A 13,478-nucleotide genomic window follows, 5' to 3' on the forward strand; every position below is an offset into this window, starting at 1 on the left:
TAATAAACCCTCACTGAAAATAGAAAAGTGAAGGCAGGCGCCTTCCTTCTTTTTTGTTTCCCTGATTCGGGGTCAATCCCAAAGGTTGGGGGTGTATTGGAAAAAGAAGGCATAAACTATCCCGCTGTTCGTGTTCTGTTCTTTTCTGCATTGCCTCAAATGCATAGCATTCATGAATACCGTTAAAAAACAATAGACATGCCGATGAATAAAAAAGAAACAGGGCCGAAAAACCAAGGTATCGCATACCTTGGTTTAGAGGAGCCAGCCGTAGCCTGGCCATTTTACTGAGATCTATATTGGGAAAAGCAAGTAAAACCCCTGGCCACACCGTCCAGGCCGCTTTCACTATAGTGAAATGCTCTATGGACGGCTTCCTCCGCCCAATGCGGAAACCACTTGATTTAAAACGAAATCGAAAATAGGCCGTTCCTTCTTTAGGATTCCGTTCAGAGGCGTTAGAAATACAGAATTCTTCCTATTTAGGTTAACTCAACCATATTCATAAATATCCAAATACCCAGAAATTGTTCTTGATCCCTGGTTCGCCCAAACTGGGTTTGGCTCCATGGGAAACAAAAAAAGTGGGTTGCTTTCACAAACCACTTTTCTGCTTGGTCGGGATGACAGGGTTACACCCCTACCCTACAAATATTTGAATATCAATCAGTTAAACTTACTAAAATTAAACTGTTAACCGAATTGTTGACGATTAAATAAATGACCTTAAAGTAAGATGCTTTACTTTCTGATAAATCAAAGATATAATTTGTGATTAAAAAAATCGAAGAAGAAGAGCCAAATCTTCAAAAGAATTAATTCATTCTAGATTTAAGGTTAAAATTAAAAAGCTTGTTACAAGTTCTACATTAAAAACTTTATCGTCATTCTTAAGTAATAACTACTGTAGGCTTTCAATCAAACTTCATTCATCGAGATGCAGATTTGGCCTTGGATAGTGTTTTAAACTTTTGAAAAAAGGCATACTTATTGATGTATTTGTAAGAAAAAGCTGTCTAAAGATTGTCATTCCCCCTCAAATTCTTAAAATCATCGTTATAATTGTGACCCTCCTATAAGCAGTTGAAGAGTACAAATCTGCAAATATGGGAAGGAATGAAGAAAAAATTACGACAAACAAAAGACCTAAATAAGCAACTAATTGAAATCAAGAAAACCTCTACAAATGTGCTCGAACGTGCCAACCGTTCCATTATTTTATGTCGCAATCTGCTTAGAAAATTTAAAAAGGAAATTCTTATTGATGGATTTCAGTCCGAAGAAGAAGAAATCAACTTTTTCAAGCATATTAAGCAAATACCCTTGAAAGAACTAATTTACTTTTCTGAAGTTCGTTCCTTTGAAATTCAATTTCCGAAAGCCAATAAAAATACCCAATGTAAATTCATCAAAAGGAAAATCAACAAGCTCAACCGATTCTTTCTTTACAATATGGATTTTGGTCAATATGTTGATTCTGGTGCAGCCCATTTTGACAAAGAATATTACACAAGAGATTTTTTAGACAGCTACCAAATTACCACTTCGAAATTTTACTTTCAAGACCCTGATTTTTTCACACCTCGTGATATGCTCCTAGGGAAATTTAAGGCATATCACCAATTTATTGTCTATTTGGATACTAGATTATTTAAGCTTGAAAATTCTTTAAATGGCAAAACAATACTTGATCCAAAAAATAAACTTCATTGGCCATTCAGTAATACGGATTATGTTGAACTGCTCTACGCATTATGTTTGAGAGGTTTAGGCAAACAGGACAAACGAAGTATTATGAAAGTATCCCAAAGTCTACAGCAAATAATTGACTTCAAACCAAAGGATATTTATAAAACCTTTCAGGATATCAAGGGTCGAAAGAATAGCAGGACATTATTCTTGGACGAACTTGCTAAAACACTTATTGTAGAAATCGACAAGAGCGAGGAATGAACCTTACATTCCTTTCTTCAATCCCCTTTTATAAACTGTTAAAAAAAGACCGTACTACGGTTGACCTCCTGTAATTTGTTTCAAGAGGTATTTCCCATTCAATTTAGGGCTGTTTAGTTGCTATTTTCCTAAATCGCACTCACAAAACACATCAAAATGTATCAAATTTAAAGATGTTAAATTTTGACCGTACTACGGTCGTACTGGTGAATAAAATCCATTAAACCTATTCAAATTTGTAGAACGAAAGTCAAATCAGGTTAGGGGCTATCAAATTAATTGACAGTAATGCGATAGTCCTTTTCCATTAAAACCGTTCTATTATGCCGACAAGTATTATTACAACAGACGACCTTCGAGACTTCAAACTTGAATTGCTCGATGACATTAAAAAATTACTATCAAAAGAAGCTACTAGAAAATGCAAAAAATATCTCAAATCTTCTGAGGTTATGGATTTACTTCAGGTAAGTCCAGGCACTTTACAAAATCTTCGCATCAATGGCACATTGCCCTATACCAAAGTAGGTGGTATCATCTATTACGATGCAGAAGAAATACAAAGTATAATGACAGCCAACCGTGTACAGCACGGTTTAAAACCTTAGATGATGAACTATATAAAGCTACTTAATGCGGCTTTTGAAAAGTTCTATTTTGATGACCGCCTTAATCCTACCCATATTAGTTTGTATATGGCCTTGTTCCAAGAATGGAACAGCAGCCGCTTTATGGATGAATTTTATGTAAACCGCAGGGATTTAATGCGCGTAGCAAAAATCGGTTCAAAATCTACCTATCATCGTTGCATAACAGAATTAGATGCTTGGGATTATCTATCCTATTTCCCATCCAACAATCCATACAAGGGTAGTAAAATCAAGATGTCCATTATTGGTACAAGTGATGAACCAGTTGTGGGACGGTACAATCCCACATTAGAACAGCTTGCGGAACAGTACCATCCCATACGTGAACCAGTTTTGGGACAGCACCGTCCCACAAACGGACAAGTTGTGTACCAACACCGTCCCATAGGTGGACAAGCATTGGTATCTACTATAAACAATACCAAACAAGAAAACAATATAAAACAACCAAAGGGCTGGCAGGCCGTTTTTGATTTTTTTATTGAAAAAGGTTTTGATGCTGATGAAGCAAAAAAATTCTTTGCCCATTATGAAACTCGTAATTGGCAAACGAGCGATGGAAAAGAAATTCGGGATTGGCGTGCTCTAGCTAAAAACTGGATGGATAGAACCGAATTGTTCAACCAAGAAACCAAACCAAACTCAAAACAAGCGTCCCAAATCAAGGACAACTTGCGAACCACTAAAAACAAAGATTATGGACAACCCCTCTAAAATTACCGAAGGTGGCGTGGAATATTCGCTCGGAAAGTTTGATGGAAAAAGCGTTCTTTACGATTTTGACAAAATCTTAATTTATCTAAATGCAAAGGGAATGAAACTCTTTGGTCAGCAATTTAGAATCTATGATGAAGACACCGTTATCATTCGCAAACTCTGCCATTATTTCATCAAAGACAAAGAAAATTGTGAAAAGAACGGAATTGATATCGACAAAGGTATTTTACTTTCTGGACCAGTAGGATGCGGAAAAACGACCTTGATGAAACTACTGCGCCATATCGTACCAATGCAAAGACCTTATGAAATGATTCCGTGTAGAAACGTTGCTTTCAGTTTTAACCACCTTGGTTTTAAAACTATTGAAGACTATGGCAATACCAGATTTTATTGCTTTGATGATTTAGGCATTGAACCTGCTGGGCGATTTTATGGCAAAGACCTAAACGTAATGGGCGAAGTCCTCTTGTCTCGATATGAATTGTACCTACAGACCAAACACAAAGTAAAAACACACGCTACCACCAACCTGAATGCTGAAGAATTGGAAGAGCGCTATGGAAATCGGGTTCGTAGCCGAATGCGCGAACTGTTTAATTTGATTGCTTTTGATAAAGGTGCTGGCGATAAGCGAAAGTAGATAATTTTAAGTATTTTGCATTTTTAACATTTAGTACATTGAGTAAAAAGAAGAGAAGAATACCAATTCCACAAAAAAATAAGATTAAAGCAGAACTCCAAAAGGAAATAGGCTCGATATGTCCATTTTGTCCTAATGAAGACGTTGGTGTATTTCAAATTCATCATATCGATGAAGACCCATCTAATAATGAATTTATCAATCTATTACTGTTATGTCCTACCTGTCATTCAAAAATAACCAAAGAATATATTTCCAAACAGGATGTAATTGACAAAAAATTAAACTTAAGGAATAGGGAATCAAAAGTACAATTTATATCCGTATCCATAGATGAAGAAAATTGCGGATGGACGCCAATTAGAGAGGCTAAGAATGCTTTTAAAGCAGAAAAGCTAAAGTCATTATTTCCGATATTCAATTTTAGTTTAATCAATAATTCGAATAAAACTTTACTTCTAACAAGCGTTAGAATTAAGACAAAGAGATTACCAATAGGCTTGTCTGGTCCACATAATCCATTACCCAATATTTTAAGGCCATCTATTACCTACAAAATTAAAATGCCTTTGGAAGGAAAGATAGAAGAAACAATATTAAAGGATGAATTAGAAGTTCCGACTACGCGAGCGTTCAAATTCAAAATTGAACTTTATGACGAATCAATGGAAACTTTTAATCCTCAATTTGGAAAATTTGCTCTTTTCTTTGAATTTGGTTTTAATAATGAGTTTTATTCTGAAATACCTATGATTCTTCTCAATAGTAGTGAATACTATGAAGAATTGAAGCATTATGGTTTAGCCTAAAAGTTAAGTAATTAAGTCCATTGCTTCATTTAAGGTGCTTCTTAAATGATTATGCTTTAACATATCGTCAAAAATGTCAAGGGACTTTTTAATGAACTTTCTATTGTTTTCAAGGTCCATATTTAGCTTAGAGTATATTGCCAAAATTAATTGTACAGGCTCTTTATCATAATACCCTCTTCTTTGTACGTTAGGAATTCTATGATAGTTTAGGTTTTGAATTAAATTAAGGCACTTTACTGGATGCTCATTGACACAAGTTAAAAGTAATTGCAGAAAATAACTAGGTTGAGCCAAACATAACTTGCTCTTCGAATACTTCAATAAAAACTTATAGGATTCTTCGAAGTTATGTTTTTTAAACTTTCTTAAAATGATTCCTGAATAGGCTGTCGCAAAATCTTCATTATTTTTATTTAAAAATTCAAATAAGATTTTAAATGCCCGTTTAGATGTTGTCTCATTGTCGTTATGAAGATTTGCTTCAGCAATATTCAAAGCACAGAGCTTAGCCTCTTTACTTGATTTTGTAAATTTTTTATAAAGTTTTTTATCAGACATTTTTTCATTTAGCCAACTCAAAACTATAATGTGTCCATCCTTATGTAATTCTTTATTCTGAATAATTTTTTCAAAATAGGGATACATTTCTTTATGAAATTTAACATTGAAATATTGAGATGTTCTGAAAGAGTTTTTTAACAATTCAATATCATCAGTTTCAGTTAGCAGTTCAAAAATTTTAAAACTTCTTACTAAATCTAAATGGTTTAGATAACCTAATTCTTGTAAAACTGCAACTCTTACGGATGTTTGAGGGTCAAAAGCCGCCTTTTCCGCAATCTGAAAAATAGTTTCCTCAAACTGTTTTTGTTCATAGCATTGCATTATTCTATGAATAGCAGAACCTCTTACACTATTTAAGCTATCTGATGAAGCATCATTTATTGGTTTTTCAGGGTGGGGATGATTCAATGCATTTGTGCTCAAAAAGGCTATAATTTCATCATCAACTAATTTGTTATCTATTAGGTAATCACATTGACGAATGGCATATAAAGTATTTACTAGGTCTAAATTTAATTTGATAAATTTCTTATATATTATTTTAACTTTTTCTGGTTCACATTTCGCTTGAATTAATCCATCAACCCCTGATGATATATAATCATTAGAAACATTCTCATTTTCTAATAAACTTAAGATAAAGTCATTGAACTTATTTGGGTTACTTCTCACACTATCTCCAAATGCTCTTGAGTGTTCAAGCTTTCCTCCTTTTGGACCACGCTCTCCACGATAATCATCGTTAAACTTTGACATACTATTTTGCCAATTCTCTAAATCCATTTCTTTGTACGCTTTTTGGGGTAACGGTGCACCCACTCTATAAGTGCTACCGGAAGAAACGTTCAAGGCTTTATTACTGTCCACATCACCAAACTTTCTATAATATTCTTGATAGGCTTTTTTTAAAGTAGGAATTTGCCATATTTCAACTGTTGGAATTTGCTTAATAAACAAAAACTGTTTTTCACTAATACCGTAGAAGTTTACTTTTTCTCGGCCTTCATCATTTTCGTACTTATAATATTTAAAATCGTAAGGACTCTTTACAGAAAGAAGTATTTCCGTTACTTTTTCTTTTTGCTCTAAGGAAAAACGGGAAAAATATTGGCCAATTACCTGCCTGAAATACAATTGAAATTTATCATCATAACCGTTAAATCCATTTTTAGCGTTTACAATACCAATCAACTCATATACAATGTCAATATATCTGACTTTTTCATTTTTAAAAGTCAGAAGAATTAAGCAGATAATATCAATAGAGTTTGAATTTTTGTGCTCATCAAAAAATTGTAATATGTAATTACTATTTTGAAATTCTGATTTTAGATGCTTTACAAGTAAGTCTTCAACTACAATATGGGCATCCTCTTTAGAACTGAAACCATCAATAAACTTGGAACATTTATAAAGTGGACTTTTAATTTCCTCCAGATGCGATTCATCTTTGTTTTCATCTATTACTGTCTTATAGATGTCTAAAATAAAACTGAAACCCACTTCAGGGCTTTTGGCAATTATAGCCTTTAATAATTCTTCTTGTTCATGAAGAAATTTGTTACTATGCCAGGAATCTCCAGAGCTAAAAACGTCAATTAAAATAGGTTTTAACAAATCAATTACGTACAACTCATGATGTTCAAATATCTTTTTTAAAATTTCATAATACCAAAAGTTATCTCTGCCTTTGGACTCCTCGTTAAACGTTATATATTTTTCAAAAAATGGAAGTAACTTTTCATGCTCCCATTCATTAAGCCCCGAAAGAACCCTTTCATTAAAATTTGGTTTATCATCAAAATCTTCTAATTCATCTAAATATTTCATTATTGAGAGAGGAACAATATTAATATTATTCCTAAAAAATCGCCAAGCCAGATTTCTTTGATACTCAACTATATTCCCTGAATCAAACTTTTCTAAAAAATCAATTCGAAATACCGACTGTTTTTTATAAATTTTATGAACCTTATTAGCCAACGTTTCTTGATTAAAAAGAAACTTATTCAATGCTTTTTGATGTATTAAATATTCAACCCATCCTTGAGAAACAATAGAATGGACAAATACGTCTTCAAAGAGATAATTTTTCGATATGTATTTATGAAATATTTCCTTTTCTTGATTTGACGGATTTGTTACAATACCAAGATTACTTATTACTAAGGACTTTATATGAAAACGGTACTTGGAAGATTTAAGAATAGAATTTATACTTAAAGCATACCTGCCGTGGTCATATTCACGTAAATATTCAAAAACCATCTTTATTATAGACCTAACCTCTAAGTTCTGTTCATTTTCATTGAGATAGTTGAATATATCATTCCCTTTCTCTACAAATTGTCTTGAAAAGGTGTAATCATAAAAAGTTTGATGAAAGAATTGAATCTCAGACTCTTCCTTGATAATTAATTGATTACTGAGCAGGTATTGAATCTCCGAATAATATTTATCAGAAAACTTATCATTAACAACTATCTGCTGTCTATCATACATCTCAATAGCGATACTATAAAGTAATTCACTTAATTTTAAGTCAACCATCGGTATTATGAGACTTTTCCATAAAGCATCATATAAATCCTTTAAGGATGATAAAGTATTAAGATTAATTTTATTCTTATTAGGAAGCTTACAAAACACTTCCAATTGGTTCGGGGTTCTTAAAAGTTCTAAAACTTTTTTTTGCGAGCAATTTACCCCAAAGTTTTGAAGCGTATTTATAACTTCTTTTTCCTCTAATAGAGAAGTTTTTATATTATGATATTCATTTGATTTGTAAATACTTAGTTCTGCATCATATTTTAGGTCAAAGCTTCTTGATGAAATAATAATTCTAATATTCTTCTCCCCAAGCAATTCGCTAACTATTCTATTATAAGTCTGAATATATTCTCTATTTGATGATAGTGTTTGAGACAAAGCATCTAGCTGGTCAATAATGATGACAAGTTCCCGTTTGTATGTGTTTAACGCCCCTATAATTTTTGAAAAAGTAATATTATCATCTACGAATATTTTGTTTTCGAGTTCCCTTGGGGAATTGGCATAATACTTATCTGCTTTTATACCTAATACTGTAAAATTTTGACTTTTTAGTTCTTCATAGACATCCTTCAAGATTACGGACTTCCCCATCCCTTTATCACCTTCCAACACGAGAAGGTTCTTTTTACCATCTTTTAAATCAGTAACTACCCAATCAATTATTTTCTTCGTCTCTTCTCTATCAATGTGGCTAGATTGTTTTTTATCAAAGTAATTCTTCACTCTTGATAAAAAGAAGGATGCTTTGTCAAAAGAGCGCTCTATTTGATTAAAATCCATTGATGTAATTACGCTGGTATAAACCTCTTCTCCACAGAAGGCTTTGCACCATTCAGCACCAAAAAAGTCATATACAATTTTTGGATGTGTTTTTAAGATTCTATTTATTGAAGAATAATCCCATTTATCAATCTGTTTTCCCTTTTTTAAATACTCTTTTTTTAATTCTTCATATCGCTTTTGTACATGTACATCGCCAAAACTAGCAGAAGTACAAATGAAGAATTTTTCAGTTTTACTGAACCATTCACCTTCTTCAAAATCAGATAAAATTTTGTTTAAGTCTGAAGTAGAAATTGATTCGTATTTTTTGCATTGAAACGCATAGTATTGCCCATTTTCCCTTAGTCCGTAAATATCTATACCTGACTGTTTTTGTCCCTGTCTTCCGAATATTTCGCAATCAGATATGCTAAAACCTTCAACATATTCAGCCATTCTCAACGAAAGCTTTTCAAAGTCTTCCCAGAGCAGTCCATTAATAGGCAATAGCATTTGATTACCATCAATAGGTAAATCATGTTTTGAGGAAGGAAGACTATTTAAATATTCAAGATTCATACTAATACTCTCTATTTTAAAACTACTAATACTGTTTTACTTTTTTCTTTATCTCTTTTAGGATGTCATCAACATTTTTTTCATTTTTTATTTCCTCATAAATCTTTTCCGCATACCATAAAGTCGAAAGAGTCATAAATTCAATTTCTAAGGCTTTTGATAATTTTTTCAATTGCTCTTTAGTAGGTCGTCTATCATCATTTTCAATCTTACTAATAAGTGCGGTATCAACATTTATCTTTGAAGCAAGTTCTCTCAATAACAAACCTCTTGACTCCCGTTTCGATTTTAATACCTCTGATAACTTTTTCATTTGTCAAAATTTTTCTTGTCAAAATTTGTCTAATTTAATGATAAAAAAATTATACTCATTCCCTTTTTATCAACAAGATGAATTCTTTATAAATAATGACTATTAACTCTTTTAAATGCCTAACTACCTCTAAATATATCTCTGCCATAACTATTTAATTTTAATAATGGATACAAATATCGCGAGAGCGATATAATTATGTTTTTCTTTCTTGCTGAAATACTTTGCTTCGTCATCAGACGACAAGAAACCAAGCTCAAATAGAACCGCTGGACAATAATCAATAGTTTCCAGCAACACCTGAAAATTCGAAAACTTCACACCACGACTCTCAAAACCCAATTCTTTTTTGAACTCTTCTTGTAATTGGTATGCAAACCAAGTTGAATCATCCAGATAATTGGATTGACTATCTACCACATAAACTTCCACACCTCTAGCATTCGGATTATCCGAATGATTGCAATGGAAGGACACAAACAAATCAGCTTTAAGGTTTTTGGCTAGCTTCGTTCTATCTGATAAAGAAATAAGTGTATCGCTATACCTAGTTAAATAAATATCCAAAGGTTTTTCTAATTCATTATTTAAGTCTAAAATGGCATTCGCAACTTCCAATACGATGTCCTTTTCTTGGATTCCATTTACACCTATTGCACCAGCATCTTTTCCACCGTGTCCAACATCAATTACAATTCGTTTTTGAGCACTCGTTTCTTGTCCAAAAATGATACACATTTTTAGAAGCAAAAAGACAAAACTGACGTTTTTGAGCACTTTTTTCATTTTCAATTTTCAGGTTATCAACAACTTCCCTTCAAAATTCATAGTATTTGATGCTAAATAATGGCAATTAAATTCAATTGATTTCAAATAATATTTTATTCACAAATTACTGATTTACAATATTTTATGTTCAAATATATGTAAATTTCTATTAACGAAAACAACATAAAAATCTAAACAATTTTATTATGAAAAAATCACTCTATTTAGCATCATTTCTTTCGCTCTTATCCACTTCGCTTTTTGCTCAAATTGGTGGTATTGAAGATTCAGTTAATGATGTTGGCGACACAATCAGAACTATTTTTCCAATTTTGTTAGGTGTCATTTTCCTAGTGGGCTTCCTGTTTAATGCGGGGCACTTTTTTGGGGAAAACGCAGACCTTAAAAAAGGTATTACTAGAGTACTTGTATTTGTTTTGATTGCTGGCGCAGTAGTCGGCATCTTCACATACTTAATCGGAATCGTAGTGTAACGATGAAGAAGTTTGAGGTCTATAAAAACATTAGGAAACGGGCAGTCATATTTGGGCTGCCTATTTCCCTGTTTGCGCTAATGATGGTTGCTATACTTGCTTCTTTATTAATTATCATTTTTTCATTCAGCTTCTTAATGATAATAGGTGTTATGGTTTTTAATGCAGCCTTATACATCGCTCTTACAAGGATTGCTAATAACCCTCAACTTTTTCAAACAGCTAAAGCCTTCCCTAAAATAATAAGTAACAAAAGAAATTCTGACTTCGATTATGAACAAGATTAATCTTTCAGCATATAACCCTATTACAGATATTCAAGACAATATCATATTTGCCAATAATGGCAATGTCGTCCTATGCTATGAAGGAACGCTACCAGAAATCTATTCACTATCTGAAAAAGACTTTGAGGACATACACGGTGCTTGGTTTCAGGCTTTAAAATCATTGCCCATTGGTACGGTGGTTCAAAAACAGGATGTTTACCTAAAGAAAACATACACTTCAGAAAAGCTTCCGAATACAACATTTTTAGAAAAGGCGACCCACGACCACTTCAAAGGGCGTGATTATATGGAACATCGTTGCTTTTTGTTCTTTACGCTCACTAAGAACAAAGCGTTGAATAATTCAAAATATATCAACCCTTTTCGTAAAGTTTCCAAAGGAATTGTTCAACAATTGGATGATAACGTTAAGAGCTTCATCGGTTCAGTAAGCGATTCTATCTCCTTTATAAACAATAGCCGAAAGATGGCCTTCGTTTCGCTTAAAGCGAAAGAGATACAGCAACTCACAAATGGCTATTTCAATGGCTTTAATGATGGGTTTGACACCGACATCATATTAGATAAAAAAAGCGTCAATATTGGCGAAAACCATTTTGATGCCCTTGCCATCAATAGCGAACTGTGCTTTGGCGAAAGTGTACAGAGTAGCAAGACCAATGAGAAATTCACTTCTGACGATTTCGTATTTCATCAAGGGTTTATTGATGGCTTAGGGCTTACGCTTAATGAAAACCACATAGTCAACCAAATTTTATACTTAGACGACAAACAGAAGTGGCGCAAGCTACTTGACAAGAAAGTTGAAGAACTCAACAAAAGTTCCAATTTCGGCTCTCAGAACAAAGTGGTACTTGGAAAAATTCAACACATTCTCGACCAGATTAATGCCGATGATAATGCACGAATAATACGTGGTCATTTAAACATTGTGTATTGGGATAAGAACCCAGAAAATTTAAGCCGAATCGGTTCTAAAATCAAGACTGAATTTAAGGAATTGGATATTATACCGTACTATCCTAGAGGCGAAGAACGGAAGAATTATATTCTTAATAGTTATTGCTGCTTTTCATCTAACTTTTCAAATAACGATTTATACGTAACCGATTTAAAGCACGCCTTATGCCTGTTTATCAATAATACCAATTACAACTCAGATGCTACCGGAATCATCTTCAATGATAGAGAACATAATGTACCCGTTTTAAAAGATGTCTGGGATGAAAAAAAGAAGCGTATCAAGGCACGTAACTTTGCCATTTTCGCGCCAACTGGCGAAGGCAAATCCTTCCTAGCCAATAATATACTGCGTCAATATTTTGAAAGTGGCGTTCGCTTGGTCATCATCGACTTGGGTGGTTCATACACCAAATTCGCGAAACTATACCCTGAAAAATATACCGTACTTAGATATGAAAGCGGAAAGAACTTAGGCATCAATCCTTTTTACATCAGCGATGTAAAAGATTTGACACCGGAACGTTTGGAAGATTTGTCGGTGTTCCTATTTGAGCTCTTCGCTTCAGATTTAAAAGTGACCAAGGCACAATCTGTTTCTGTCAAGAAAATACTGAAACATTATTACGATAGTACTTCAGATAATCATTCTTTGGAAGGCTTCTATAATTTTATAGAAAGGCATCAAGAAAAACTTCTCGATGACCTGAAAATCCATCCCGACTACTTCAATGTGACGAGCTTCTTGCACGTAATGTCTGAATATGTCGGCGATGGTCTATACAGTTTTCTATTTGAAGTAAGCGAAGACCAGACCTACAAAATAGAGGACAAACGATTAATTGTTTTTGAACTGGATGAAGTCAAGGACAATAAGGAAATCTTATCCGTAATGTTGAAACTGATTAAGTCTGCCATCCAAAGAACTATATGGAAAAACAGAGCTGAAAAAGGTATCATCCTATTCGATGAATTTGCCAAACAACTGAAGTTTGATAACGTACTGGAAAGTGTGGAATTCTACTACCAAGCTATCCGTAAACAAAATGGTGCGATTGGGATTATTCTACAATCAATTAATCAGCTACCAAATAATTCAACATCCGCAAGTATATTAGAAAACACACAAGTCATTTATAGCCTAAACAATGAAAAAGGCTATGACGAATTAGTCAAAAGGCTAAATCTTTCGAGCCACGATTTGAACCAATTAAAGTCCATTAAAAACAACCTTTCTGGACCACGAAAGTACACCGAAATGTTTATTAAAATAGGAAAGGAAAGTAACATTTTCCGTCTTGAAGTTCCAAAGAAAGTGTATGCAGCTTACTTGACAGATGGACAGGAAAATGAAGAAATAATGAAGCTCTATGAAGAGCATAATGATATGGAAAAAGCAATAATTCAATTCACATCTTAA

11 protein-coding genes are annotated in these 13,478 nt (G+C 33.3%); 8 read left to right on the top strand and 3 right to left on the bottom strand.

The annotated features are described in order from the left end of the window. Positions 1 to 1,116: 1,116 nt before the first annotated feature. The 5 genes from HPE56_RS03465 to HPE56_RS03485 all read left to right on the top strand — a co-directional run bounded on the left by HPE56_RS03465 (position 1,117) and on the right by HPE56_RS03485 (position 4,772). The gene (locus tag HPE56_RS03465; protein WP_188242353.1) at positions 1,117 to 1,953 is read left to right on the top strand and encodes an RteC domain-containing protein; all 837 of its coding nucleotides are present in this window, start codon (positions 1,117 to 1,119) and stop codon (positions 1,951 to 1,953) included. A gap of 323 nt (positions 1,954 to 2,276) precedes the next feature. After that, complete coding sequence (locus tag HPE56_RS03470; protein WP_188242354.1) at positions 2,277 to 2,561, top strand: helix-turn-helix domain-containing protein; 285 nt, start codon at positions 2,277 to 2,279, stop codon at positions 2,559 to 2,561. 3 nt (positions 2,562 to 2,564) lie between these two features. Continuing rightward, complete coding sequence (locus HPE56_RS03475) at positions 2,565 to 3,317, top strand: hypothetical protein (RefSeq protein ID WP_188242516.1); 753 nt, start codon at positions 2,565 to 2,567, stop codon at positions 3,315 to 3,317. Further along, on the top strand, positions 3,301 to 3,963 hold the full coding sequence (locus HPE56_RS03480) for a P-loop NTPase family protein (protein WP_188242355.1): 663 nt from the start codon (positions 3,301 to 3,303) through the stop codon (positions 3,961 to 3,963). The genes HPE56_RS03475 and HPE56_RS03480 overlap by 17 nt, the downstream gene beginning before the upstream one ends. Before the next feature lie 38 nt (positions 3,964 to 4,001). Continuing rightward, the gene (locus HPE56_RS03485; protein ID WP_188242356.1) at positions 4,002 to 4,772 is read left to right on the top strand and encodes an HNH endonuclease signature motif containing protein; all 771 of its coding nucleotides are present in this window, start codon (positions 4,002 to 4,004) and stop codon (positions 4,770 to 4,772) included. 3 nt (positions 4,773 to 4,775) lie between these two features. Here HPE56_RS03485 and HPE56_RS03490 read toward each other — a convergent pair whose 3' ends face one another. From HPE56_RS03490 to HPE56_RS03500, 3 genes are all read right to left on the bottom strand, one after another. Further along, positions 4,776 to 9,233 (bottom strand): AAA family ATPase, encoded by a 4,458-nt coding sequence (locus tag HPE56_RS03490; protein ID WP_188242357.1) that lies wholly within the window; start codon positions 9,231 to 9,233, stop codon positions 4,776 to 4,778. Between the two features lie 25 nt (positions 9,234 to 9,258). Then, on the bottom strand, positions 9,259 to 9,546 hold the full coding sequence (locus HPE56_RS03495; protein ID WP_188242358.1) for a helix-turn-helix domain-containing protein: 288 nt from the start codon (positions 9,544 to 9,546) through the stop codon (positions 9,259 to 9,261). Between the two features lie 150 nt (positions 9,547 to 9,696). Beyond that, positions 9,697 to 10,332, bottom strand: coding sequence for an N-acetylmuramoyl-L-alanine amidase family protein (locus HPE56_RS03500; protein WP_188242359.1), 636 nt, complete (start codon positions 10,330 to 10,332; stop codon positions 9,697 to 9,699). A gap of 188 nt (positions 10,333 to 10,520) precedes the next feature. On the opposite strand from HPE56_RS03500, the gene HPE56_RS03505 reads away from it, so the two are divergent. From HPE56_RS03505 to HPE56_RS03515, 3 genes are read left to right on the top strand one after another with little or no spacing between them, the layout of a single operon-like run. Further along, positions 10,521 to 10,808 carry a hypothetical protein gene (locus HPE56_RS03505; RefSeq protein WP_026813281.1) on the top strand — a complete coding sequence of 96 codons (288 nt, stop codon included), beginning with the start codon at positions 10,521 to 10,523 and terminating at the stop codon, positions 10,806 to 10,808. Between the two features lie 2 nt (positions 10,809 to 10,810). Further along, positions 10,811 to 11,095 carry a hypothetical protein gene (locus HPE56_RS03510; RefSeq protein WP_188242360.1) on the top strand — a complete coding sequence of 95 codons (285 nt, stop codon included), beginning with the start codon at positions 10,811 to 10,813 and terminating at the stop codon, positions 11,093 to 11,095. Further along, a complete protein-coding gene (locus HPE56_RS03515) occupies positions 11,082 to 13,478 on the top strand; it encodes a TraG family conjugative transposon ATPase (protein ID WP_188242361.1) in 2,397 nt (798 codons plus the stop codon). The genes HPE56_RS03510 and HPE56_RS03515 overlap by 14 nt, the downstream gene beginning before the upstream one ends.

Source organism: Maribacter aquimaris (genome assembly GCF_014596745.1).
Lineage (GTDB): Bacteria > Bacteroidota > Bacteroidia > Flavobacteriales > Flavobacteriaceae > Maribacter_A > Maribacter_A aquimaris.